This is a genomic window from Aequorivita sp. CRS11 (assembly GCF_059693805.1).
Window position 1 is genome coordinate 129,612 of record NZ_JCATIG010000003.1, and the last position, 24,647, is coordinate 154,258.

The window sequence follows — 24,647 nt, forward strand, 5'->3', positions numbered from 1 at the left end:
AAAGTTTGGATCTGGGATGTTCGTTACTTGTGCAAAAGCGGTTGTGCTAAGGGCCCATATGAGTATGGTTATAAGAGTTTTCATTGTTTAATAAACTTTTTGGTGGTGGTGTTGCCGTTTTCTTCTTCAATATTTAGAAAATAGATGCCGCTGACAAGTTGGGAGACATCTATTGCTTTTTGGTCTGGAAGCGTTATGTTTTGGGTGCTTACTAGTTTGTCTTCTATATTGAAGATTTTGATTTTTAGGTTTTGGGTGGTGTTTTGGGCAGTAATAAAGAGTTCGTTTTGGGTGGGGTTGGGGTGGATGGAGAATTTGGAAATTTCAAAATTATCCCTCGATAATAACTGATTACTATATATTGCTTCATCTCCACTTGAGGAAGTTATAACCAAAGTTTTACTGTTGCTCTCGTCAATAATATTATAATTGAAGGGATCGTCAACATTACCAACAAAAAAAGTGTCAAGATAAATACCCTGGAAAAGGGTGTTTTCTTGTGCAAATGGTCCAAAACAACCACCAAGAGTCATGCTCCAACCATTAACTAAAAATTCAGAATTAGTATAAATTACTGTGCCTTCTAATGCATCACATACATAAGTGCTAATAAAAAAATTATTTTGAATAAAGGTGATAGTAATAAAAGGCACATCATCATTTGAGGGTGGAAAATTATCTTGTCCGTCAATTATTACGTTTTGAAGATACCAGTCATTTTCAAAAAGTTGTGGGTCTTGGGCAAAAGCGTTTGTGCTAAGGGCCAGGATGAATATGGTTATAAAGGTTTTCATTGCTTTATGAAAATTCAATGACTGTAAGTGAAGCCTTGTGGCGTGTGGGCGTGTGGGCGTGTGGGCGTGTGGGCGTGTGGGCGTGTGGGCGTGTGTTTTCATACTTTGGTCGATTAAAGTTAGTTGAATTCCTAAAATTATCCTAAAATTATTACATATAAAACAGGATTTTCCCTGTTTATTACACAGGGTTTTCCTGTACTGTTGCATTATTTTTCCTACAAAAAAGAAAACCTTTGGAAGAAGTATCTACCAAAGGTTTTAATGTGTTTTAAAATAAAAAGGTCTCGACTCTAGTTTACCCTGAGCGAAGTGGAAGGACTCGACCGGACATTTTTTTCAGAAATTTATTCCTTCACGATTTTTCTAACCGTTTTTTTCCCTTCGGAAGAAATAATGGCTAGGTACATGCCCGTTTTTAGGGATGCTATGTTTAGCTCGGCATTTTTAGCTAAAGGAGCGGTTTCCACTACTTTTTTTCCCAAGAGGTCATAAAGAATAATACTTTCAATTTGTGAATTGGCTTTAATATATAATTGGTTGGCTGTAGGGTTTGGGTATATTGAAATATTTGAACGATCCAACTCTTCAATACCCAAATTTGTATTCACTCCAAAAATAGTTTCATAGGTGTTTCCTCCAAATTCAGCAGTAATGGTATAGACACCATCTGGCCAGCTGCCATCTACCGGGTATTCCCATTGGGCATAGGCCCCTGTGTAAAAAGGCCAAGGCGATGTAAATACATAATCATAAAGTACTGAATTATCCGGTCTTTTTACTATAATATGGGTATCGCTATCTGTTTGTAGGTCTCGGTAAAAAATTCGAAAATAAACCGTTTCTCCAGGTTCAAAATTAAGTTCTTCATAGGTATTCTCTACCACGCCACATTCATCATCAAAGTTGGTGGAATTATGGGTGGAAAGTTTATTAATTTCGGGAACGTAATAGTCTGGCTGGTCTACAAACCAACTCTCGGCATTCATACTGTTACAGGGACCTTCATAAGGGTCTATTAAGTTATTGTTTGCATCATAAATTTCAAAATGCAAATGTGGAATGGTACTGCTGCCGGAGCTACCCGCAGCGCCCAAATATTCACCTTCTGCAACGGTATCACCAATATTTTTAGAGGTGATGGCACCGTCCTTAAAGTGCCAATACCATGCTTGGGAACCATCGGAATGTTCTATGATGATGCCATTCCAGTTGGGGTTGCCGTTGTTTACACAGTTTAAGTCAAAATGCCCGTCGCGTTTATCGATAATGGTTCCCGGGGCGGCGGCCACTATTTCCATAATTTCTTCTTGCATCCGTTTCCAGGGGTAGGGCCAAAGTACATAGTCTGTACCTTCATGGTTACCGTTTCCCCAATCATACGTACGATCGCCACATTCATAATCCAATAGGTTTCCATTTGGGGTCAAATTGTGATCCACTTGGTTATTGATTATGTAATAACCATAATCATCAAATCCAGCTTTGGGCCTAATGGGCAGGATAAATAAAGGATGTCCACCCTGATGTTGAAATGCATTTGGGTTTTTCTGGAGTATTAATTGTTTATTTAGTGTGATTTTGTCGCGTAATTCTTGCCGTTGTGCATCTGTAATACACTCGTTTTTTTCAATATTGGCAAGGTGAAACGAAGGATTTGAGGGCGGTAGTATTTTTCCTGTGTTTTGGGAAATCATGAATGTAGAGATCCCAAGAAAAAAATAAAGTAATATTGCTTTCATAGTTTTGAAATTTTAAGGATTATATCTTTCTGAACATTCTTACATCGTATTGCAAAGCGTGATGTCATCACTAAACCGAAACTTTTTTTGCAGATGGATACTTATAAATAGAAAAACTACTTTTTTAATTCCTTCCATAGCATCAATAATTTTCTTTATTTTTGCCACAGCAAACCCAAACTATGCAGTACAAAAGAATTCTTTTAAAACTATCCGGCGAGGCCTTGATGGGCGAACAGCAATACGGAATAGATGCCGTTCGACTTAAGGAATACGCTCACGAAATAAAACAGATAACCGATAAGGGAGTGGAAGTGGCCATCGTTATTGGCGGCGGAAATATTTTTAGAGGTTTGGCCGGAGCCAGCAGCGGGATGGACCGCGTGCAGGGCGACCATATGGGGATGCTCGCTACCGTAATCAATGGTTTGGCATTGCAAAGCGCCCTTGAGAATGAAGATGTGCCCACACGCCTGCAGAGCGCCATTAACATTAATGAGGTTGCGGAGCCGTTTATCCGCAGGAAAGCAATAAGACATTTGGAGAAAGGCCGCGTGGTTATTTTTGGCGGCGGCACCGGGAATCCTTATTTTACTACAGATTCGGCGGCGGTTTTAAGAGCTATTGAGATAGGTGCCGATGTTATTTTGAAGGGAACCCGAGTAGATGGAATCTATACCAGCGACCCAGAAAAGGATAAGCTGGCAACAAAATTTGATTTTATCAGTTTTGAGGATGTATTGCAGAAAGGGCTGAAAGTGATGGATACAACGGCCTTTACCCTAAGCCAGGAGAATGAGCTGCCAATCATTGTTTTTGATATGAACACGAAAGGAAATCTACTAAAAGTTGTTTCCGGTGAAAAGATTGGAACTAAAGTGAATTTGTAAAAAACTGCCACGAATACACTAATAATTTATTCGTGCATTCGTGGTAAAAAAATATTGAATTTTGAATACTGAATCTTATGGAAGACGAAATAGATATTATAATTGAAGGCACAAAAGAAGCTATGGGCAAGGCGCTAAAGCATCTTGAAAAGGAATTGGTAAACATTCGTGCCGGCAAGGCTTCACCATCTATGGTGGGTAGCGTAATGGTAGATTATTATGGCAGCCCAACGCCATTGAGCCAAGTGGCAAACGTGAGCACGCCAGACGGGATGACCATTAGTATACAGCCTTGGGAAAAGCAAATGATTCCAGAAATAGAACGCGGAATCCATCTTGCCAATATAGGTTTCAATCCTATGAACAATGGAGAAAGTGTGATCATTAACGTACCACCACTGACCGAAGAGCGCAGAAGGGAGTTGGCAAAGCAAGCCAAAGCTGCTGCAGAAGAGGCAAAAATTGGTGTACGTAATGATAGAAAGGTAGCTAACCACGATTTAAAAGGGTTGGATATTTCGGAAGATTTGAAAAAAAGCCTTGAGGACGATATCCAGGAAATGACCGATGCGCACATCAAAAAAATTGATGAAATCTTGGCCAAGAAAGAAAAGGAAATAATGACGGTGTAATACACATTTCGTTAAACTAAATATAATAAAGCGGCATAATAGCCGCTTTCTCTTTACTTTTAAATGGTTACAAACCAAGCCTTCCGAATGCGAAAACTTCTTTTTCCTGTCTTTTTCAGTATTGCCTTTTTTGCCTTTGCGCAGGAGCCGGCAATAAAAACAGATAAGGACACCATCGCAGGAGTTGAGGACAAAAAAGACCATCCACTTTCCTCAGGATATTATCCTATAGGTTTTTTTGACATTGATCTAAAGACCCTAATTAAGCTAAATAATTATGAAGGCCTGCGTTTGGGCATTGGGGGATTGACCAATGACAGACTTTTTAAGAATTACAAATTTGGCGGGTACTATGCTTATGGTTTTAAGGACAAAACCTCTAAATATGGGGTAGGTGTTAGCGCTCGAGTTAACAAAGAAAAGAAGGCTTGGCTAAGTGTATATTATGCCGATGATGTAAAAGAAATTGGAACTTTTGATTATTTGACCGATGCGCGTGTTTATTCCATCTTTGAACCTCGCCTTGTTAACATCACCCAATTTTATAAATACCGAAAATGGTATACGAGTATTGCGAGTGAACTTTCACCCAAACTATTGGCAGAAGTTCGTTTGGAACACAGCAATGTGGAAAATATTGAAAACTATTATTACATACACGACGGTGTACCCTACAGAGATTACCAGTTGGCAGAGGCTACGGTTTCTGTCAGGATAAGTCCGAAGACAAATTTCTTTACTAATGAAGATGGCACCAAGGAATATTTTGATGGTTTTCCAAAGATAAGTGCGCAGATTACCCAAGGGGTTAAAGGTGTGGTGGAAAGCGATTTTAACTACACGAAATTTGGGCTAAAGTTGGATTATTACATTAAGCGCACCGATCTATCTTCTACCAACATTCTCTTGGAAGGATCGTTGGCAACGGGCGATGTTCCCCTTACGCATTTATTCCACTCATATCCCAACCAACCTACGAAGGACGAGGTGTTGCAGCGTTTTTCGGTGGCGGGCGTACAGAGTTTTGAAACGATGTATTTTGGTGAATTCTTTTCAGATAGACTTACAACCTTACAGGTAAAACACAGCTTGCGCAGGTTCAAGTTAACGGAAAAATGGAAGCCCGAACTGGTACTCATTACGCGCCACGCTTTGGGCGATATGCGTAATAGGGATCAACACTTTGGAATTCCTTTTAACACGCTGGATCAGCTTTATAACGAAACTGGTTTTGAAATAAATAAAATTCTCTTTGGGTTTGGGCTTAGCGGGGCTTACCGTTATGGGTACTACAACCTACCTAAATTCTCAGATAATATTTCTTTTAAGTTTACTTTTTATTTAAAGGTTTAACCTGTTTTTAGTTACCATTTGTGGGTTGTGTGATTTTTATGGACGGCATCATTTACTTCGAAGGACGGCATCTTTGGGTAAAAAAATGCCGTCCTTTGAAAACTGCGGTTCTTATAAAGGTTTTGAAAGACTTCATATAACATTTTCCTCCTCTTAAATTACCCTCAAAATAAATTCCTTACTTATTGCAAATACGTACCTTTGCCAAGTCTATAAAAAATTGCTTTGAACAAACTTTTCAGCATTGGGTTTTGGAGCTGGGTGGCCCGCTTTATTTTACGGAACCGTACCGGGATTTTAATAGTCATTGCAGGTCTTACGGTGCTGTTGGCCCTACAGTGGAAAAACATGCGCTTCACCTATACGGAGGCAAATTTACTTCCGGATGACCACCCCATTAACCTTGAATACGATCAGTTTCTTTCGCATTTTGGCGAGGAAGGCAACTTGATTGTTATGGGAGTGAAGGATTCTTCCATTTTTACACCTGAAAAGTTTAAGGCGTGGAACCAACTTTCCAAAGACATAAGTGAGTATAATGAGGTGGAGCTTACCCTATCGGTTGGCAACCTCCAAAAACTGGAAAAGAAAACCGATACTACCGGCTTTGCACTGGTGCCTTTTATGAAGGATTCGGTTTTTACGGATGCCAAGCTTGCTACGTATAAAGACGAGCTTTTTAACAGGCTTCCATTTTACGATGGGCTTATTTATAGCCCCGATAAACAGAGCATTCGTTCTGCTATTTACATGAAGAAAGATATTGTAAATACGCCTGCGCGAAAGGATTTTGTGATAAACGATTTAATCCCGCTCATTAAAAATTTTGAGGAAAAAACGGGCGTAACAGTATATACTTCGGGGATGCCGTATATACGCACCTTGAATTCACAGAGTATAATCGACGAGATCGGGTTGTTCATTGGCGCAGCGCTTTTTGTTACCTCTCTTATCTTTTTCTTCTTCTTCCGCTCTTGGCGTGCTACGTTTATATCTATGTGTACGGTAATTATCGGGGTGATGTGGGCTTTCGGCTTTTTGGGCCTGATGCATTATGAAATTACAGTGCTTACGGCCCTTATTCCACCTTTGATAATTGTAATCGGGATTCCGAACTGTATTTTCCTCATAAACAAATACCAGCAAGAGATAAAACTTCACGGAAACCAAGCAAAATCATTACAACGGGTAATTGCAAAAGTAGGGAACGCTACCCTAATGACAAACCTTACAACAGCATCGGGGTTTGCTACTTTTATTTTGGTGAAGAGCGAGCTGTTGAGCGAGTTTGGTATTGTGGCCTCCATTAATATTGTAGCCATCTTTTTACTGAGTTTGCTTATTATACCGATTATCTACAGTTATATGTCGGTACCCAAGGACAAGCACTTAAAACACTTAAACAAAACGTGGATAAATGGTTTTGTGAATTGGATTGAGCGTATGGTGAAGGAACGTCGCATCACCATTTATATTTCGGCGGTGCTATTGCTTTGCGGAAGCATCATTGGAATTTACAATATTAAAATTTCCGGTAGCCTTATTGAGGATATGCCGAAGAATACTGGTTTTTTTGAAGATATCCGCTTTTTTGAGAAAGAATACGAAGGCATTATGCCTTTGGAAATAATGGTGGACACAAAGAAGAAAAAGGGCGTTATGAGCCTTTCCACCTTAAAACGAATTGACCAACTTCAGGACCATATTAAGGAAATCCCTGAGTTTGCGAAGCCACTTTCCGTAGTTGAATTGGTGAAATATTCCAAACAAGCGTATTACAATGGCAACCCCGAATATTACCAATTGCCCAACAGCCAAGAAAAGAATTTTATACTCAGCTATGCGAAAAGCAGCAATACAGATACGAACCTCTTGAACAGTTATGTGGACAGCACAGGCCAGTTTGCGCGCATCACTACGTTTATGAAAGATACTGAGCCAGACAGGTTTGGACGCATTGAAGAGGATCTGCATCGGGAAATTGACAAAGTTTTTCCGCCGGAACGTTACGATGTTTCAGTAACTGGCAAAGCTTTGGTGTTCCAAAAAGGAACGCATTATTTGGTAAACAATTTGATACTTTCCCTTTCGCTCGCCATTTTCCTGATTGCCTTGTTTATGGCGTGGATGTTTCGCAGTTTTAAAATGATTTTGATTTCTCTGATCCCAAACCTGCTCCCATTGATAATAACGGCTGGAGTCATGGGCTTTGTGGGCGTTCCCATAAAACCCTCTACAATTTTGGTATTCAGTATTGCCTTTGGAATTTCGGTGGACGATACCATTCACTTTCTCGCAAAGTACAGACAAGAACTAATAGCAAACAATTGGAAGATCAAAAAATCTGTTTTTGCGGCTCTGCGCGAAACTGCGGTAAGTATGTTTTATACTTCCATTGTACTTTTCTTTGGTTTTTCAGTATTTACGATATCCAGTTTTGGGGGAACGGTGGCCTTGGGCGCGCTAGTTTCCATAACCTTACTTTTTGCTATGCTTTCCAATCTTTTGTTATTGCCCACGCTCCTACTTTCTTTGGAAAGAAGCATTGCAAACAAAGAAACGATGAAAAAACCTGCCATCGAGATTTTGACAGATGAAGAAGATGACCAATTCTGAACCTAGAATTCAGAATTCAGAATTAAAAAATTTATATTTGCTCCTCTTAAAATAAGACTATGCAATACAAAACTATAGTTGAGTTATTGAACAGCGACCCGACCCACCACGAAGTTATGGTGCGCGGATGGGTGCGCTCTTTTAGAAGTAATAGGTTTATCGCACTAAACGATGGTTCTACCATAAAAACACTACAATGTGTAGTGGATTTTGAAAATTTTGACGAAGAACTTCTCAAAAAAGTAACCGTGGGCGCCGCCATTGAAGTAAAGGGTGCGCTAGTAGAAAGCCAAGGGCAAGGGCAAACTGTGGAAATTCAAGTTTCAAAATTGACGGTTTTGGGTGAGGCCAATCCTGAAGATGTAAAGCTGACCATACTTTCACCAAAACGACACTCCCTGGAGACTTTGCGTGAACAGGCCCATTTGCGAATTAGGACCAACACATTTGGCGCAGTAATGCGTATGCGCTCCAAACTTGCGTTTGCAGTACACGAATATTTTCAGAAAAACGGTTTTTATTATATGCACTCTCCCGTAATCACTGGAAGCGATGCCGAAGGTGCGGGTGAAATGTTCCGCGTTTCCACTTTGGATGCCAAAAATCCGCCGCTTGATGAAAACGGAAATGTAAATTACAAAGAAGATTTCTTCGAAAAAGAATCAAATCTTACTGTGAGCGGACAATTGGAAGCCGAAACCTATGCGATGGCGCTTGGAAAGGTCTATACCTTTGGGCCAACATTTAGGGCTGAAAATTCAAATACCAGTCGCCACTTGGCGGAATTCTGGATGATAGAGCCAGAGGTTGCATTCAATGATCTGGATGCAAATATGGATTTGGCAGAAGATTTCATCAAGTATGTAATAAATTTTGCCTTGGAAAACTGTGCAGACGATCTTGAATTTCTTGAGAGCCGCTTGTTAGAGGAAGAAAAGAACAAGCCACAGGACGAGCGCAGCGAAATGAAACTTCGCGAGAAGCTTCGTTTTATTTTGGAGAACAATTTTAAAAGAGTAAGCTATACCGAAGCGATAGATATTCTGAAGCGTTCCAAGCCCAACCAGAAGAAAAAATTTAAATATATAATTGAAGAATGGGGAGCCGATCTGCAAAGTGAGCACGAGCGCTTTTTAGTTGAAAAACACTTTAAATGCCCTGTTATTCTGTTTGATTATCCTGCAAATATCAAGTCATTCTATATGCGTTTAAATGATGACGGCAAGACCGTTCGCGCAATGGATGTGCTTTTCCCTGGCATTGGTGAGATTGTGGGCGGATCGCAACGTGAGGAACGTTATGATGTTTTATTGGAAAAAATGAAGGCCATGAATATTGATGAAAAAGAACTATACTGGTATTTGGACCTTCGTAAGTTTGGAACCGCCGTGCACAGTGGCTTTGGCCTTGGTTTTGAGCGCTTGGTACAGTTTACCACGGGAATGGGAAACATTCGTGATGTGATTCCTTATCCACGTACTCCGGGCAATGCGGAATTCTAAGCAACAAAAACATAAGATTGTATTAAAACTGGCTACTTAATCATTTTAGTAGCTGGTTTTTTTTAACTTTATGAAGTAGTAAATAGATTTATGTTAAAGCAGCAATTAAATTTTAAACTTTCCCAAAAATTATCTCCCCAACAGATACAGTTGATGAAGATGATTCAACTGCCCACGCAGGCTTTTGAGCAACGTATTGCACAGGAACTTGAGGAAAATCCTGCTTTGGAAGGCGGAAAAGAGGAAAGCGAAAACTTTGATGATGAATTTAGCAATGATGAATTTGACGACAACTATGACGAAGGCAATGAAGTAATTGAAACGGACATAAACGTTGATGATTATTTAAGTGATGATGAGGTGCCAAGTTATAAACTCTCCGCAAACAATTACAGCGCAGATGATGAGGAACGGCAAATGCCTTATGCTGCCGGAACATCGTTTACACAATATTTAATGCAACAATTGAATACCTATAGGCTCGACGAAGAAGAAAAGGAGATTGCGCAGTTTTTGGTGGGCAGTGTGGACGAAAGCGGTTACATACGTCGTGAGCTTCAAGATATTGTGGATGATTTGGCATTTACTCAAAACGTTTATACATCGGAAGATAAGGTTGAAAAAGTTTTAAAAGTAGTTCAAGAGCTAGACCCCGCTGGAGTTGCGGCACGCGATCTTCAGGAATGTTTGTTGATTCAATTGGAGCGAAAGGAACAAACACCTTCTGTGGCGTTGGCCATTGATATTTTGGATGATTCTTTCGATCATTTCAGCAAAAAGCATTATAAAAAACTTATTCAGAAGTTTGATATTACCGAAGACCAACTTAGGGATGCGATTCACGAAATAGAAGGACTGAACCCCAAACCGGGCGGCACCTATTCTGGAAACAATAGAATTGTGGAGCATGTGGTGCCTGATTTTGCCATAAAGATTGTTGACGGAGAGCTTGATTTAACTCTAAACGGAAGAAATGCCCCAGAGCTTCACGTGAGTCATGATTACACAAATATGCTAAAGGGCTACAAAGAGTCTAAAGAAAAGTCAAAAGCGCAGAAAGACGCTGTTATGTTTATTAAGCAGAAGCTTGATGCCGCCAAATGGTTTATAGATGCCATAAAACAGCGTCAGCAAACCCTCTTTGTAACTATGAATGCCATTATGCACCATCAGGAGGAGTATTTTTTGACCGGGGACGAGCGCAAGCTAAAACCGATGATTTTGAAAGACATTGCTGATAAAATCAATATGGACGTTTCAACGGTTTCGCGTGTAGCAAATAGTAAATATGTTGATACGCCCTACGGAACAAAATTAATAAAGGAATTTTTCAGTGAATCGATGAAAAACGATCAAGGAGAAGATGTCTCTACAAGAGAGATAAAGAAAATTCTTGAGATAACCATTTCCGAAGAAAACAAAAGAAAACCCCTAACTGATGATAAACTGGCAAAAATATTATTGGAAAAAGGATACCCCATAGCACGCCGCACCATTGCCAAATATCGAGAACAGCTGGATTTGCCAGTAGCTCGCCTCCGAAAAGAAATTTAATGAGATTTTTCCTAAAAGCTGCATCTTATATATTTCATCCGCTGTTGATGCCGCTTTTGGGCACTCTGCTCTATTTTAATGTTACTCCGCGATACCTTGAGCCAGAATTGATGCGTGCCAATTTGTTCGCTATTGCCATAATAACCATTTTTATACCATTGGTTGTTTTTTTCCTTCTGAAAAATTTAAGAATAGTAGAAACTATTTATTTAAAAGATGTTAGGGAGCGTAAATTTCCTTTAATGATCCAGTGCATTCTATTATTGCTTATCATAAAAATGATATTTGATCCTTATGAGGATCCGGAACTGTATTATTTCTACGTCGGTATGTTATTCTCAGCCTTTAGCGCACTAGTAATGGTTCTTTTTAGAATAAAAGTGAGTTTACATCAAATGGGTGTAGCTGGTATTTTGATGTTTCTTGTGGGGCTTAGTGCTCACTTTAAAATAAACCTCTTGGTAACCATAAGCTTCTTCTTATTTGTAAATGGATGGGTAGCTTCATCGCGACTAAATAGTGATTCCCACACCTATTCTGAACTGGGTATTGGTCTATTGCTGGGCGCTATCCCACAGCTGATACTTTTCAATCTTTGGCTATAGGATATAAAACAGCAATCCAACCTTTAGTGCTCTAAAATCAACACTTTCCCCATCTACCGTAACAGCATCCTTAAAGAAAGGATTTATACTATAAGAAGCAAAGAAATTAAAGGAATTGTATCCTAGACTAATCGTAGCTGAGAGCCTTAAAGGGTCAAATTCTGGAATTTTAGTTTGATTTACATTATTATTGGTTTGTTTGAAAGTTGCCTTGTACCAATATGCATATCCTACTCTAAAACCTGTATACACTCTCCAAAACTTATAAGTTGATGGTGTTGATGTTCGCCATCTAAACTCTACAGGAGCTTCTATTATTGCCATATTAAAGCGGTTTCGGGTATAATCTACATTATCATCGAGAACCCTAAAAATGGTTTCATCATTGGCTGTTTCACCTATAAAAAGATTTTGCCCCAATTGATCAATTGCCAACCCTGCACCAATAGCAATTGCAAGGTTTCGTTGCTTATTAATGGGCATATCCCTTAAAAAGCCAAATTGTATTCCTCCCGAAAGACCACGAATATTGCCATCTGACGGAAGATTAAGGGGGAGATTATAGGTAACCCCTATATAAAACTGGTCCTCTCTATATAAAGAATCAACTGCGGGAGGTGGAATGGTGTCCTGCGCCATGGTTTCAAAAGAAACTAGAACCAAGAAAAGTGTGAAAAATATTTTTAACGCTCTTTGCATACGTATCAAAGATAATTGTATTTTAAAAATATGAAGAATAAAAAACGCCTTGAACCAAAATATTCGGCACAAGGCGTTTTTAAAATAAGTCGATTGTTATTATGGATTTATTTCATTTCCAGGGGTAGTAATGTAAATAATCTTAAGCATATTTAAATCACGTAATTCCTGTTTAATATCAGTTACCATTCCAGTATTTGTTTTTTCATCTACTTTAAGGGCCACCATTACTTTATCCTGAAGTTCAGGGAGTAATTTTTGTCGTGCTTCGGTCAAAGCGAATTTGATATTGGATAAATCTGTGTATTTATCGCCAATTTGAATTTTAGCTTCGGAACCATACTTGTCCTGATATCTTGAACTTGGCTTTCCTGCATAAATATATACAGAACGGTCTTTTTTCAATTTCTCAACCTGATCTGCTTTTGGCAATTTGTTCTGAACAAGCAAATTGTCGTCGCGCAGTACTGTTACAACCATAAAGAAGAACAGTAGCATAAATACAATATCCGGAAGGGATGCTGTAGAAATGGCTGGCAATCCGCCGTCTTTTTTCTTTTTAAATTTTGACATACTCTTTGTGTTATTGTCCAGATTTTTTTGGTTCCGCTTCTGAAAGTTTTAGTGGGAATAATTTTTGTACGTTCTCCAATTTTTCCTGTAATGCTTCCTTGGCAGCTTCCCCTTTTATCTTTCCTTCATCAAGATCTTTACTCTTTTCGGTAAATTTCCATCCGTATAATCTTTCTGATTCCCTATCTCTTAAAAAATTGTATGCTGCCACCAATTCATTTTGAACGGCAATGTACATTTTATAGGAGGTAAGTCTATCGTTCTGAACAGATATTACTGCCTTATCTGGGTTATCAGATGATTCTGGGTCACGTTTCCCTTTGCAATAATTGCAATATTCTGGGCTTCCGGAAGGAGCTCCGCCATTGTCAAGAAAAGCGATTGCGGCCTGACGGAGATCTTTAAGCTCCATCAATTTTTCTTCAACCAATAATTGATCGCTCCTGTTTACATTTACTATGAACAGGTTTTTTTCTTTAATTTTTGGCGGGTCAACAACATCTTCCTTAGGGGGCAGCTGTCGCGCAATTCCTTTATCTTTTTCAATGGTAGTGGTTACCAAGAAAAAGATAAGCAATAGGAAAGCGATGTCAGCCATCGACCCTGCGTTTACTTCGGGTGTTGCTCTTCTTGCCATTATTTTGTTACTTTTTTAATTCCGCTGAAAACCATGGAGCCTACAGCAAGTATTGCTAGTATATAAAAAGCATATAGTCCTGTTCCAACCCATTTTGAGCCGCTTTCTGAAAGCATTTCGCCTTCCTGCATTGGCATTGGGTTTCCGTCTGCCAGAACGTATGCAATTACTACTATAAGTAGAAAAGCTCCAACAGATATTAATGTGTTTTTTATGTTTCCTGCGAAAATTCCTTTTAGTACAAAGAATAAAACAAATACAATTGTTATAGCAAATGTAATATAAGCAACATACAAGAAACCATCAACGCCTTCGCCGGTTGCTGATACAGCCTCATCACCTTTGGCGATGATCATTGCAAGAAAAATAACTCCCGCAACGCCTAGAAGCAACGCTACTATTTTTAAAATTTTATGTAATGCCATCTTGTGGTTTGTTTAGATTTTGTTTTTTTGTTTGTAGTCGAACAACATATCGATCAATGTGATAGAAGCATCTTCCATACTGTTTACGATACTATCAATTTTAGCGATAATATAGTTGTAGAAAATTTGAAGTATAATAGCCACGATCAAACCAAATACGGTTGTTAAAAGCGCCACTTTAATACCTCCTGCCACAAGTGATGGGTTCATATCACCAGCTGCCTGAATTTTATCGAATGCAATAATCATCCCGATTACCGTACCCATGAAACCAAGCATAGGAGCCAAAGCGATGAAAAGTGAAATCCAAGATACATTCTTCTCCAATTGACCCATCTGTACGCCACCGTAGGCAACAACAGCTTTTTCAGCAATGTCAATACCTTCGTGGGCACGATCTAGACCTTGGTAATAAATGGAGGCAACAGGACCTTTTGTGTTTCTGCACACTTCTTTTGCAGCTTCAATTCCGCCACTGTTTAATGCGTCTTCCACATCCTGAGCCAATTTTTGAGTATTGGTGGTAGAAAGGTTAAGATAGATAATTCTTTCAATAGCAATTGCCAATCCAAGAATTAAACACAGCAATACGATTCCCATAAATCCAGGACCACCCTCTACAAAACGTTCTTTCAGTTCTTGGTGAAATCCTTTTTCAGGTTCTGCTGCAGTAGTAGTTTCATCTTGTATAAAAGAAACTGTGGCTGCTGTTACCAATGCTTGAGAGCTAGTTGGCATTGTTTGCGCTGTTGCAGCGTTCGCGTTTAATGTGCCTACAAATACCATTGCGGCAACCGCCATAATAGAAAATAATTTTTTCATTGCTATCGACTTAAAGTTTGTTTTTAGTTAAAGGTTTAAAGATATAAAATAATTTAGTTAATCTGCAAGAATATTAATTGACAGTACAAATGAGTTAATTAATACACTGTTACGTTTGTTGCAGAGAGGAAGGGATTCGAACCCTCGATACGCTTGTGGCGTATACACACTTTCCAGGCGTGCGCCTTCGACCACTCGGCCACCTCTCTCTATAATTTCAGCCATTTTTTTGAATGGAGTGCCAAATATCAAAAAAAAAACAACGCTATAAAATAATTTAAGCGGTTAATTTATTGCATTTCTCCACGTAAAGAGGTTTCAAAGATGGTTTTGAAGCTATTAGCCGAAATTTTCTGACCCAACAAATACATCAATTTTGCCAAGGATGCTTCTGTAGTACAATCTTTTGCGCTTATTACACCTATTTTTTTTAATTCAGTACTGGTTTCATATAGCCCCATATTCACGCTCCCGCCCGAACATTGGGTAACGTTTATAACGGGAATGCCCTTTTTTATTACGGCTTTTAGCGAATTAATAAACCAATCGGCGTTGGTAACATTGCCTGCTCCATAGGTTTCCAGCACCAATCCTTTCATATCTGGATAGTCAAAAAGATATTTAATTGTGGCCTCATCAATGCCTGGAAACATTTTAACAAGCAGAATGTTGCTCTCCAAACTTTTATGGACCTTCAGTTTTTTTCTTCTATTCGGCCTGTAAAGTGCTTCGTTGTTTACAACCAAATGTACACCGCTTTGCACCAGCTCAGGATAATTTAGCGAAGCAAATGCCTCAAAATGCTCGGCATTAATTTTTGTGGTCCTGTTTGCACGATATAATTTGTATTCAAAATAAAGACAGACCTCAGCAATTTTTGAAACTCCTTTTTCTTGAAGCGATGCAATTTGAATAGAAGTTATCAAATTCTCCTTTGCATCTGTGCGAAGATCGCCAATGGGAAGCTGAGATCCTGTAAAAATCACAGGTTTTCCCAAATTTTCTAACATAAAACTTAAAGCCGAAGCGGTGTAACTCATCGTATCGCTCCCGTGTAGTACCACAAACCCATCCATCTTTTCATAATTCTCTTCAATGATAGTTGCAATATCCACCCAGTATTCGGGATTCATATTTGAACTGTCAATTGGTTTTTTAAAAGAAGTAGTTGTAATACTGCAATCCAAGAGTTTCAGTTCGGGAATATGGTTCAGCAGTTCATCAAAATTGAAGTTGCGCAACGCACCGGTTTCAAAATCCTTTATCATCCCGATGGTTCCACCTGTATATATAAGGAGTATGTTGGGTTGGGTTTTCATTTTGGCATACAATTTATATTTATGAAATTCCAAATGTTAAAATTCCAAATTCCAAAGTTCAACTTTTTTGGAATTTGGTACTTGTTTTTTGGAATTTAAATTTTAAATACCACTTTAGAATTTTCAGTGGTGATTTTTGCTATCTCTTCTTCCGAAACATTATAAATCTCCGAAAGTTTTTTACAGACCAATGTCAAATAGCTACTTTCGTTACGCTTTCCGCGAAAGGGTGCGGGGGCAAGATAAGGCGAATCGGTCTCCAAAACGATATGCTTTAAAGGGATTTGATCCAAAAAAGTATCCATTTTTCCGTTTTTAAAAGTAACCACTCCCCCAATACCCAGTTTCATATTAAAAGACAATGCACGTTGCGCCTGTTCAAAAGTTCCGGTAAAGCAATGAAAAATTCCGAAGAGATCATCGCCCTTTTCGGTTTCCAAAACTTCAAAAATTTCATCAAAAGCATCTCGGCAATGGATTACAATGGGCAGCTTGTATTTTTTGGCCAATTGTATTTGCCTTTTGAAAGCAATCTGCTGTATTCCCAAAGTAGATTTATCCCAATAAAGATCAATGCCTATTTCGCCCACGGCGTAAAAATTTCTTTTTTTAAATTGTTCTTCAACGTGCGCCAATTCTTCTTCAAAATTCTCTTTCACCGAAGTGGGATGCAGCCCCATCATCAAATAGACATTTTCAGGATATTGTTTTTCCAGTGCATACATCGCTTCCGTATAACCAGAATCAATTGCCGGGATGAAAAAACGTTTTATGCCAGCATCAAAGGCACGTTGCATTATTCTCTTTCGGTCCTCGGCAAAGGCATCGCTGTATAAATGGGTATGGGTATCTGTAAGCATAACTGCAAAGCTACTTATTTTGTTTGCTATCTTTACACAAAAAAGCTGATGCAGTTACGCAAATTTATTGAAGCCGAGGGTTTTTACCGTATACCGTTAAAAAGGCTTGCCACCGGCCATTATCTTTTTTCGGCAAAAATCAATGGTGTTTCGGGCAACTTTATTTTGGACACCGGTGCTTCCACGAGCTGTGTTGGCTTTACCGATAGCGCCCATTTTTTATTGATAAGCGAGGAGAGTATTATTAAAGCTGCCGGGGCCGGGGCCATAAATATGGAAACCATGCTCTCTCGCGGAAATAAATTTAACATTAAGGACTGGAACGTTAATAACATGGATTTTGTACTCTTTGATCTTTCACACGTAAACGCCGCACTTCAGCAAGTAAATGAAAACGCCATTCACGGGATAATTGGCGCAGATTTTTTAAAACAGCACAGAGCGGTAATTGATTATGGCAGAAATTGTTTTTACGTTAAATAGAATGATTGCCGATATGTTTATTTCCAATAATTTAAGTACTTTTATCTTTCCTCTGAAATAATCTTTTTTGTGCTGAAAAAAATTTTTGCATTACTTTTTCTTTTTACGCTTTACTCAATTTTAGGGTATGGCCAGAATATTTCACATTATGAAAAGATTGTAAATACGACACCTGACAAACAGAAGAAGCTTACAGCGCTGGACAGTTTATTAAAACGTACTTACTCAAAAGACACAGATGCCTTCATTAAATACAGCCTACAATATATAGATCTTGCCCAAGAATTGGACAGCATAGAACTGGCGGCAAAAAAAGCAATGAACCTTCAGTATCCGCTTACCAATTATGCGAATGATCCACTAAACGCAATTACCGTTATAAACAGCGTTTTGGCCCGAAAATATAAAATAGAGGACAGCCTTTTATTAGGTGGATTATATATGAAACGCGGTAGCGCCAATACTAAGGTAGACTTTAAAAGAGCCATTGAAGACTATAACGTGGCATTAGAAAATTTTTCATCAAAAGATACTATGAATATTGCGGATACTTATCTTTTTAGAGGGCAGGCATATTCACAGATGGGGAAATTTGTACTTGCCGGTGAAGACTTCACCCGAGCCTATACCTTGTATGAGCTTAAACAGGAATACGATTATATGGTTTATGCCCAACAGGGCATCATCAGCATGTTCAGTATGAATGGTTTTCACCAAAAAGCCAAGATAGAGCGCGATGCATTAATTGAGAAAATGAAGAGCTTGGGGCTCAATCGATTTTTATCCTATGAATATTACAATCAAGCCCTTGATTATAAAAAAATGGGCAATCGCGATTTGGAGCATAAGGCACTACTGATGGCCGAAAAGAGCTTTGAGCGTGACAATTCAAATAAATCTACCTATATAGGAATTCATTCTCGGCTTATTGAATATTATTGCGAACAAAATCAAATCATTGAAGCCAAAAAACATCTGGATCAATTGGAAGCCTTAGATTTTGACCTTTCAGGAAATCCCGCTGCCGAACTGAACTTTTTGGGTGGAAAAGCCAAATATCTACAGACCATCGGCAACTATGAAGTTGCATTAGCGCTGGCAAAGAAAAAACTAGAGATTGCCAAAAGTTTGGGAGTGGAGGATGAAATTATGGGAACGTATTCCTTTTTGTCAGAAATCTATTATGATATGGGAGAATACAAAAAAAGCATTGAAAACAACCAAGCTTCCGCCGCCATAAAAGATTCCATTTACAACCGAAGTACCGCAAATGCCCTCGCATATTACCAAACGCTTTATGAAACTGAAAAAAAAGAAAAAGAACTGGTAGAAAAAACAACCAGCATAAGCCTTTTGGAAAAAGATAATGAAAGTTTCAAAAAAGCGATGCTTTTCGGGGGTATTGCCATTCTTCTGGGTTTTGGACTTATTCTTTTGTACAGAAACCAAAGACACTTAAAAAGCAATAAAGTTCTTCAGGAAAAATTTAGCCAGGAGCTTCTCATTTCGCAGGAAGGCGAAAGAAGAAGAATTTCAAAAGACCTCCACGATGGCATTGGCCAACAATTGTTGGTGATAAAAAACAAGTTGATGAGCAGTGGCGATGCAGACACCAAAAAAATGGTTGACCACACCATTGAGGAAGTTCGGGCCATCTCGCGCGATCTGCATCCTTTTCAGTTACAGGAACTCGGCATCACCAAGGCAATTGAGTATACCATAAACCAAATAGATGAAAACACAACACTTTTCATTTCTGCTGAAATTGACAACATAGATGATATATTCTCAAAAGAAGACGAAGTGAATATTTATAGAATCATTCAAGAAAGCCTGAGCAATATCCTTAAACACGCAAATGCAGAGGCAGGCAAGGTTTCAATAAAAAAGTTTGCCAACAATATCCTGATATCCATACGTGACAATGGTGTAGGTTTTGATTTTGCCGAAAAATATCAGGATGTAAAATCTTTAGGTTTAAAAACACTTTTGGAACGTACAAAATTCTTAAAAGGCCAAATGAAGGTAACTTCTAAAAAAGACACCGGCACTGTGCTGGAATTTCAATTTCCATTATGAGCGAAACTACACCATCCATCATTATTGCAGACGACCATCCCCTTTTATTAAAAGGACTAAGCGACTTTTTGATAGAAAAGGGTTATAATCTATTGGGAAGCGGAAACGATGGAAGAGAAGCTTACAATTTAATCACCCAGAAAAAACCAGACATAGCCATCTTGGATATTCAGATGCCGTACATGTCTGGACTGGAGATTGCCCAACAATGCAAGGGAACCGACATTCAGACCAAAATTGTATTGATAACACTTCATAAAGAAAAGGACCTATACCAAAAGGCGCAAGAGCTTAATATCTTTGGATACATCTTAAAAGAATTCGCGCTTGAAGAAATTGAAAACTGCATTAAAACCGTTAAAGAAGGTGTTCCTTTTTTTAGCGAAAAGATAAAAGAACTTATTGGCGTGGTACTTGTGGAAGATAGCGAACTCTCCACACTTACTCCTTCAGAAAAAAAGATTTTAAAACTAATTGCCCAGGATAAAACAAATAAGGAAATAGCCTCACAACTTTTTATTTCATACAGAACGGTTGAAAAACACCGTAGCAATATCATCACAAAACTCAATATTGAACCAAAGACCAACAGCTTGCTTATCTGGGCAAAAGAGCATCATGACAAGCTGTTATAGAAACAATTATATTCTAATTGACAAAAATTACGTGTTACCACGTATTTTATTTTCCTCAGAAATTTTGGATATTTACACTATGAAAGATACAGTTTATATAAAGGATGAAGAAAAGGATTTTTCTACTACGGAAACTTCAAAAAAACCTTTAGTCGTCGCGCTGACTATCTCAATAGTATTGATTCTTTTATTAAACTTAATTACAACTATTATTTTTTATTGAGAAGATGTTTCCTAACTAACCAAAAAAATCCGGCTCTACAGGCCGGATTTTTTATTTTCATCCTTTGGTTGGAATTATAATTCCAAAGCACGCTTAACGTCATTGTCCATTAAAAGTTCTTCGGGACTTTCCAAAGCTTCTTTTATTGCCACAAGGAATCCTACAGACTCACGGCCATCAATAATTCTGTGATCATAAGAAAGTGCCACATACATTACTGGCGCTACAACAATTCCACCATCACGCACAATAGCACGCTCAACAATATTGTGCATCCCCAAAATTGCAGATTGCGGTGGATTAATAATTGGAGTTGAAAGCATACTTCCGAAAACACCTCCGTTAGAGATTGTAAAAGTACCGCCGGTCATTTCATCAACAGTAATCTGTCCATCTCGAGCTCTAATTGCAAGTCTTTTCACTTCATTTTCAACACCTCTAAAGCTTAGATTTTCAGCATTTCTTATTACAGGGACCATCAATCCTTTTGGTCCTGAAACAGCAATTGATATATCTTTAAAATCATAGGTGATCATATAATCACCATCAATCATTGAGTTTACGTCTGGATAAAGCTCCAGCGCGCGAACCACTGCTAACGTAAAGAATGACATAAAGCCAAGGCCTACCCCATGCTTTTCTTTAAACTGCTCTTTGTATTGGTTTCGCAATTCAAAAATAGCAGTCATATCTACTTCGTTAAAAGTAGTAAGCATAGCGGTTTCATTTTTTGCTGAAACCAAACGCTCGGCAACTTTTCTACGTAGCATAGAGAGTTTTTTACGTTCACTGCCACGGCTACCAGTACCTGGAGTTCCCATAGAAGGTGTAGCATTTGAAGCGTCGTCTTTAGTTATTCGTCCATCGCGGCCACTTCCTTTTACATCTTTTGAAGAAATCCCTTTTTCATCAAGAATTTTCTTAGCTGCAGGCGAAGGCGACCCTGTTGCATACGTTTTTTTATCTTGCTCTTGGTTGGGAGTTGATGGTTTTGAAGGAGTCTCCTTTTTGGCTTCTGCTTTTTCTGGAGATTCTTCCTTTTTCTCAGATTTTTTATCAGCATCATCGCCGCCGGGCTTTTTCGCATCTGTGTCGATTAGGCAAACTACATCGCCTACAGCAACTGTGTCACCCTCTTCAGCTTTTAAAGTGATGATTCCGCTGGCTTCTGCCGGAAGTTCAAGTGTTGCTTTGTCACTGTCTACTTCAGCGATTGCTTGATCTTTTTCAACATAATCGCCATCTTTTACTAGCCAAGATGCTATTTCAACTTCGGTGATGGATTCTCCCGGGGATGGGACTTTCATTTCTAATGCCATACGTTCTATAATTTATATAAACCCTGGGTTTACAATTCTTTAAATTTAATTTCTTTTTTTCTTTCTGTAAAAATTTTCAGAAAAACTATTCCATATTTTTATCAAACACGTTTTCAATCACTTTAGCGTGACGTGCTTTTGATCTCACGGTACTGCCCGCTGCAGGAGCTGCATACATTTTTCTGCTGCAAACCCTGAAATTCCTCGCTTCTTCAAAATGCATTAAAATATGAGAATAGGCACCCATATTTTTAGGTTCTTCCTGCGCCCATACTACATCGTCTGCATTTTTATACTTTTTAAGGATTTTTTTCATTTGGTCTGTTGGCAATGGGAATAATTGCTCAACACGTACCAAAGCCACATCGTCTCTTTTCAATTCTTCTCGTTTTTCAAGCAGATCGTAATAGAATTTACCGGTAAGGAATACCAATGTTTTCACTTTCGCAACTTTTGCCTCGGCATCGTCAATCACCATTTGAAAACTTCCGTTGGCTAATTCTTCTTTAGTGGAAACCACTTTTGGGTGGCGCAGCAAACTCTTGGGCGTAAATACGATCAACGGCTTGCGATAATTTACTTTTAATTGTCGTCTGAAAAGGTGAAAAAGATTAGCTGGCGTTGTTACGTCTGCCACAAACATATTATCGGTTGCACATAATTGAAGGTAGCGCTCCATTCTGGCTGAAGAGTGTTCTGCTCCCTGTCCCTCATAGCCGTGTGGCAAAAGCATTACCAAACCGTTCTGCAGTTTCCACTTGTCTTCAGCCGCAGAAATATATTGATCTATCATTATCTGCGCCCCATTACTGAAATCGCCAAACTGTGCCTCCCAAAGCGTTAACGTTTTCGGGCTTGCCATTGCGTAACCGTAATCAAATCCAACTACGCCATATTCCGAAAGAAGGGAATTGTATATGTAAAAATCGCCTTGGTCGCCTTTCAAATGGTTTAAAAGAACTACCTCTTCTTCACTGTCTTCTACTTTTATAACGGCGTGGCGATGTGAAAAAGTTCCGCGTTCCACATCCTGCCCGCTCATGCGCACATCGTGGCCCTCTTTTAAAAGGGTTCCGTACGCAAGCAATTCTCCCATCGCCCAATCCAACTTGTTGTCTTCAAAATACATTTGGTGTCTTGCATCAACAAGTTTGGCTATTTTTTTTAGGAATTTTTTGTCTTCTGGCAATTTGGTAATGACTTCGGCAATTTCATCCAACTTTTTCAAATCAAAAGTTGTATCAACATCTTCCATCATTTTATCTTCTTCGGCATAATCATATCCATCCCATTCATCCTGCATAAAGGGAGTGATGGTGGTTTTATCTTCTTTTCTGGAATCTTCAAGATTTTCTTCCAGCTTGTCTTTAAATTCCTGCTCCAGTTTATCGGTATATCCCTTGTCAATTACACCTTCGGCAATAAGTTTTTCGGCATAAATGTCTCTTGGATTGTTATGCTTGGCAATAGCCTTATAGAGTTTGGGCTGTGTAAAACGCGGTTCATCGCCTTCATTGTGACCATATTTTCTGTAGCCCAACAAATCGATGAATACATCGCGTCCAAATTCCATTCTGAAATCCAAAGCAAAATTCATAGCGTGTACCACAGCTTCCACATCATCGGCATTTACGTGCAATATTGGTGAAAGTGTAACCTTTCCAACATCGGTACAGTAAATTGAGGAGCGCGCATCCAGATAATTTGTGGTGAAACCTATTTGGTTGTTAACGACAATATGAATAGTTCCCTGGGTCTTGTAGCCATCCAGCTGCGCCATTTGTACAATTTCATACACAATACCCTGTCCTGCAATTGCCGCATCGCCGTGGACGATGATAGGCAAAACCTTGTTTGGATTGTCTTTGTGATGGTCGTCCTGTTTGGCCCTTGTTATTCCTTCAACCACCGCGCCCACGGTCTCCAGATGTGAAGGATTTGGAGCAATATTTAAATTTATTTCTTTTCCAGATTCAGTTTTTCTTTTGGAGGTCCAACCCAAGTGATATTTTACGTCGCCATCAAAAATATCCTGCGCATAATCCTTTCCATCAAATTCGCTGAAAATATCCTTTGCGCTTTTGCCGAAGATATTCGTCAGTGTGCTCAAACGGCCGCGGTGAGCCATACCCATAACAAATTCCTCCACTCCTTTTTCAGCGGCATTTTCAATTAGGGTGTCTAAAGCAGGAATCAAGCTTTCGCCCCCTTCCAGTGAAAACCTTTTTTGCCCCACGTATTTTGTATGAAGAAAACTCTCAAAAGCTACAGCCTCGTTGAGTTTTTTTAAGATGTGTTTTTTATGCTCCGTAGAAAAGTTGGGCTGATTATCATTTACATTCAGTTTCTGTTGTATCCATTGAATCTCGTCCGGTTTGCGAATGTACATATATTCAATTCCAATAGAATCGCAATAAATGCTTTCAAGATGATTTATGATTTCTTCCAGCGTAGTTTCGCCTATTCCTAAAATTTCACCTGCTTTAAAAGTAGCTTTTAGATCGTGCTGTGAAAGCCCGAAATTTTCTAAAGCAAGCGTTGGCGCATATTTTCTACGTTCACGAACGGGATTTGTTTTTGTAAAAAGATGCCCGCGGGTTCTGTAACCATCAATAAGTTTCACAACCTGAAATTCCTTTACAACATCCTCGCAATTATCACCCTCTGCAAGTCGTGGTGCTTCCGATGCTTCGTCTATACCGAAAAAATCGTGTGCACTATTTTCCGAACCAAAATCAAAACCTTGGAAAAAGGCTCTCCAACTAGGTTCAACGCTGTCGGGGTATTGTAAATATTTTTCGTAAAGTTCCGCGATGTAGGATGGGTGAACCGCGTTTAAGAAGGAAAATTTATCCATGATAAATATACAAATGGGTCTTTTTGAT

At 38.9% G+C, this 24,647-nt stretch carries 21 protein-coding genes and 1 tRNA gene; 10 read left to right on the forward strand and 12 right to left on the reverse strand.

The features are described 5' to 3' along the window. Window positions 1–80: 80 nt before the first annotated feature. Window positions 81–896, reverse strand: coding sequence for a T9SS type A sorting domain-containing protein (locus AC58DT_RS06565; protein WP_497216079.1), 816 nt, complete (start codon window positions 894–896; stop codon window positions 81–83). Window positions 897–1,141: 245 nt separating this feature from the next. Continuing rightward, window positions 1,142–2,536 carry a T9SS type A sorting domain-containing protein gene (locus AC58DT_RS06570; RefSeq protein ID WP_497216080.1) on the reverse strand — a complete coding sequence of 465 codons (1,395 nt, stop codon included), beginning with the start codon at window positions 2,534–2,536 and terminating at the stop codon, window positions 1,142–1,144. Between the two features lie 182 nt (window positions 2,537–2,718). Here AC58DT_RS06570 and pyrH point away from each other — a divergent pair, with 182 nt between their 5' ends. From pyrH to AC58DT_RS06605, 7 genes are all read left to right on the forward strand, one after another. After that, the gene (gene pyrH, locus AC58DT_RS06575; protein WP_062619974.1) at window positions 2,719–3,426 is read left to right on the forward strand and encodes a UMP kinase; all 708 of its coding nucleotides are present in this window, start codon (window positions 2,719–2,721) and stop codon (window positions 3,424–3,426) included. A gap of 77 nt (window positions 3,427–3,503) precedes the next feature. Further along, window positions 3,504–4,058 carry a ribosome recycling factor gene (frr, locus tag AC58DT_RS06580; RefSeq protein ID WP_497216081.1) on the forward strand — a complete coding sequence of 185 codons (555 nt, stop codon included), beginning with the start codon at window positions 3,504–3,506 and terminating at the stop codon, window positions 4,056–4,058. 87 nt (window positions 4,059–4,145) lie between these two features. After that, the gene (locus AC58DT_RS06585) at window positions 4,146–5,411 is read left to right on the forward strand and encodes a DUF5686 family C-terminal domain-containing protein (RefSeq protein WP_497216082.1); all 1,266 of its coding nucleotides are present in this window, start codon (window positions 4,146–4,148) and stop codon (window positions 5,409–5,411) included. A gap of 225 nt (window positions 5,412–5,636) precedes the next feature. After that, complete coding sequence (locus AC58DT_RS06590) at window positions 5,637–8,027, forward strand: efflux RND transporter permease subunit (RefSeq protein ID WP_497216084.1); 2,391 nt, start codon at window positions 5,637–5,639, stop codon at window positions 8,025–8,027. A 59-nt stretch (window positions 8,028–8,086) separates the two neighbouring features. After that, window positions 8,087–9,529 (forward strand): asparagine--tRNA ligase, encoded by a 1,443-nt coding sequence (gene asnS, locus AC58DT_RS06595; protein WP_497216085.1) that lies wholly within the window; start codon window positions 8,087–8,089, stop codon window positions 9,527–9,529. Between the two features lie 90 nt (window positions 9,530–9,619). After that, the gene (rpoN, locus tag AC58DT_RS06600; protein ID WP_497216087.1) at window positions 9,620–11,083 is read left to right on the forward strand and encodes an RNA polymerase factor sigma-54; all 1,464 of its coding nucleotides are present in this window, start codon (window positions 9,620–9,622) and stop codon (window positions 11,081–11,083) included. After that, the gene (locus tag AC58DT_RS06605) at window positions 11,083–11,688 is read left to right on the forward strand and encodes a hypothetical protein (RefSeq protein ID WP_497216088.1); all 606 of its coding nucleotides are present in this window, start codon (window positions 11,083–11,085) and stop codon (window positions 11,686–11,688) included. The genes rpoN and AC58DT_RS06605 overlap by 1 nt, the downstream gene beginning before the upstream one ends. On the opposite strand, the gene AC58DT_RS06610 is transcribed toward AC58DT_RS06605, so the two are convergent. The 8 genes from AC58DT_RS06610 to AC58DT_RS06645 form a co-directional block, all read right to left on the reverse strand. After that, window positions 11,683–12,387 carry an outer membrane beta-barrel protein gene (locus AC58DT_RS06610; RefSeq protein WP_497216090.1) on the reverse strand — a complete coding sequence of 235 codons (705 nt, stop codon included), beginning with the start codon at window positions 12,385–12,387 and terminating at the stop codon, window positions 11,683–11,685. The two genes, AC58DT_RS06605 and AC58DT_RS06610, sit on opposite strands and share 6 nt — an antisense overlap. 99 nt (window positions 12,388–12,486) lie before the next feature. After that, window positions 12,487–12,960 (reverse strand): ExbD/TolR family protein, encoded by a 474-nt coding sequence (locus tag AC58DT_RS06615; RefSeq protein WP_497216091.1) that lies wholly within the window; start codon window positions 12,958–12,960, stop codon window positions 12,487–12,489. A 10-nt stretch (window positions 12,961–12,970) separates the two neighbouring features. Continuing rightward, window positions 12,971–13,597: an ExbD/TolR family protein gene (locus AC58DT_RS06620; RefSeq protein WP_497216093.1), complete on the reverse strand. Its 627-nt coding sequence runs from the start codon at window positions 13,595–13,597 to the stop codon at window positions 12,971–12,973. Further along, window positions 13,597–14,022: a hypothetical protein gene (locus tag AC58DT_RS06625; protein ID WP_497216094.1), complete on the reverse strand. Its 426-nt coding sequence runs from the start codon at window positions 14,020–14,022 to the stop codon at window positions 13,597–13,599. The genes AC58DT_RS06620 and AC58DT_RS06625 overlap by 1 nt, the downstream gene beginning before the upstream one ends. Before the next feature lie 12 nt (window positions 14,023–14,034). After that, on the reverse strand, window positions 14,035–14,844 hold the full coding sequence (locus tag AC58DT_RS06630; RefSeq protein ID WP_497216095.1) for a MotA/TolQ/ExbB proton channel family protein: 810 nt from the start codon (window positions 14,842–14,844) through the stop codon (window positions 14,035–14,037). Window positions 14,845–14,965: 121 nt separating this feature from the next. Continuing rightward, window positions 14,966–15,053, reverse strand: a tRNA-Ser gene (locus AC58DT_RS06635). A gap of 81 nt (window positions 15,054–15,134) precedes the next feature. Further along, a complete protein-coding gene (locus AC58DT_RS06640; RefSeq protein WP_497216096.1) occupies window positions 15,135–16,163 on the reverse strand; it encodes an asparaginase in 1,029 nt (342 codons plus the stop codon). A gap of 95 nt (window positions 16,164–16,258) precedes the next feature. Further along, on the reverse strand, window positions 16,259–17,023 hold the full coding sequence (locus AC58DT_RS06645; protein WP_497216097.1) for a TatD family hydrolase: 765 nt from the start codon (window positions 17,021–17,023) through the stop codon (window positions 16,259–16,261). A gap of 48 nt (window positions 17,024–17,071) precedes the next feature. On the opposite strand from AC58DT_RS06645, the gene AC58DT_RS06650 reads away from it, so the two are divergent. The 3 genes from AC58DT_RS06650 (at window position 17,072) to AC58DT_RS06660 (ending at window position 20,220) form a co-directional block, all read left to right on the forward strand. Continuing rightward, window positions 17,072–17,506 carry a retropepsin-like aspartic protease family protein gene (locus AC58DT_RS06650; RefSeq protein ID WP_497216099.1) on the forward strand — a complete coding sequence of 145 codons (435 nt, stop codon included), beginning with the start codon at window positions 17,072–17,074 and terminating at the stop codon, window positions 17,504–17,506. A gap of 69 nt (window positions 17,507–17,575) precedes the next feature. After that, window positions 17,576–19,585, forward strand: a complete 2,010-nt coding sequence (locus AC58DT_RS06655; RefSeq protein ID WP_497216101.1) for a tetratricopeptide repeat-containing sensor histidine kinase — start codon at window positions 17,576–17,578, stop codon at window positions 19,583–19,585. Continuing rightward, window positions 19,582–20,220: a response regulator gene (locus AC58DT_RS06660; protein WP_062619999.1), complete on the forward strand. Its 639-nt coding sequence runs from the start codon at window positions 19,582–19,584 to the stop codon at window positions 20,218–20,220. The genes AC58DT_RS06655 and AC58DT_RS06660 overlap by 4 nt, the downstream gene beginning before the upstream one ends. 297 nt (window positions 20,221–20,517) lie before the next feature. Here AC58DT_RS06660 and odhB read toward each other — a convergent pair whose 3' ends face one another. Beyond that, window positions 20,518–21,762, reverse strand: coding sequence for a 2-oxoglutarate dehydrogenase complex dihydrolipoyllysine-residue succinyltransferase (gene odhB, locus AC58DT_RS06665; RefSeq protein WP_497216103.1), 1,245 nt, complete (start codon window positions 21,760–21,762; stop codon window positions 20,518–20,520). A gap of 85 nt (window positions 21,763–21,847) precedes the next feature. Further along, window positions 21,848–24,619 (reverse strand): 2-oxoglutarate dehydrogenase E1 component, encoded by a 2,772-nt coding sequence (locus AC58DT_RS06670; protein ID WP_497216104.1) that lies wholly within the window; start codon window positions 24,617–24,619, stop codon window positions 21,848–21,850. Between the last annotated feature and the right edge of the window lie 28 nt (window positions 24,620–24,647).

Excerpts from the sequence above, each read along its gene's own strand:
- AC58DT_RS06565 (WP_497216079.1), bottom strand. The coding sequence starts at position 896 with ATGAAAACACACGCCCACACGCCCACACGCCCACACGCCCACACGCCC.
- AC58DT_RS06640 (WP_497216096.1), bottom strand. The coding sequence starts at position 16,163 with ATGAAAACCCAACCCAACATACTCCTTATATATACAGGTGGAACCATC.
- AC58DT_RS06650 (WP_497216099.1), top strand. The coding sequence starts at position 17,072 with ATGCAGTTACGCAAATTTATTGAAGCCGAGGGTTTTTACCGTATACCG.
- AC58DT_RS06660 (WP_062619999.1), top strand. The coding sequence starts at position 19,582 with ATGAGCGAAACTACACCATCCATCATTATTGCAGACGACCATCCCCTT.
- AC58DT_RS06620 (WP_497216093.1), bottom strand. The coding sequence starts at position 13,597 with ATGGCAAGAAGAGCAACACCCGAAGTAAACGCAGGGTCGATGGCTGAC.
- AC58DT_RS06605 (WP_497216088.1), top strand. The coding sequence starts at position 11,083 with ATGAGATTTTTCCTAAAAGCTGCATCTTATATATTTCATCCGCTGTTG.
- AC58DT_RS06610 (WP_497216090.1), bottom strand. The coding sequence starts at position 12,387 with ATGCAAAGAGCGTTAAAAATATTTTTCACACTTTTCTTGGTTCTAGTT.
- AC58DT_RS06585 (WP_497216082.1), top strand. The coding sequence starts at position 4,146 with ATGCGAAAACTTCTTTTTCCTGTCTTTTTCAGTATTGCCTTTTTTGCC.
- rpoN (WP_497216087.1), top strand. The coding sequence starts at position 9,620 with ATGTTAAAGCAGCAATTAAATTTTAAACTTTCCCAAAAATTATCTCCC.
- AC58DT_RS06670 (WP_497216104.1), bottom strand. The coding sequence starts at position 24,619 with ATGGATAAATTTTCCTTCTTAAACGCGGTTCACCCATCCTACATCGCG.
- AC58DT_RS06630 (WP_497216095.1), bottom strand. The coding sequence starts at position 14,844 with ATGAAAAAATTATTTTCTATTATGGCGGTTGCCGCAATGGTATTTGTA.
- AC58DT_RS06625 (WP_497216094.1), bottom strand. The coding sequence starts at position 14,022 with ATGGCATTACATAAAATTTTAAAAATAGTAGCGTTGCTTCTAGGCGTT.
- odhB (WP_497216103.1), bottom strand. The coding sequence starts at position 21,762 with ATGGCATTAGAAATGAAAGTCCCATCCCCGGGAGAATCCATCACCGAA.
- asnS (WP_497216085.1), top strand. The coding sequence starts at position 8,087 with ATGCAATACAAAACTATAGTTGAGTTATTGAACAGCGACCCGACCCAC.
- AC58DT_RS06570 (WP_497216080.1), bottom strand. The coding sequence starts at position 2,536 with ATGAAAGCAATATTACTTTATTTTTTTCTTGGGATCTCTACATTCATG.
- AC58DT_RS06645 (WP_497216097.1), bottom strand. The coding sequence starts at position 17,023 with ATGCTTACAGATACCCATACCCATTTATACAGCGATGCCTTTGCCGAG.
- pyrH (WP_062619974.1), top strand. The coding sequence starts at position 2,719 with ATGCAGTACAAAAGAATTCTTTTAAAACTATCCGGCGAGGCCTTGATG.
- AC58DT_RS06615 (WP_497216091.1), bottom strand. The coding sequence starts at position 12,960 with ATGTCAAAATTTAAAAAGAAAAAAGACGGCGGATTGCCAGCCATTTCT.
- frr (WP_497216081.1), top strand. The coding sequence starts at position 3,504 with ATGGAAGACGAAATAGATATTATAATTGAAGGCACAAAAGAAGCTATG.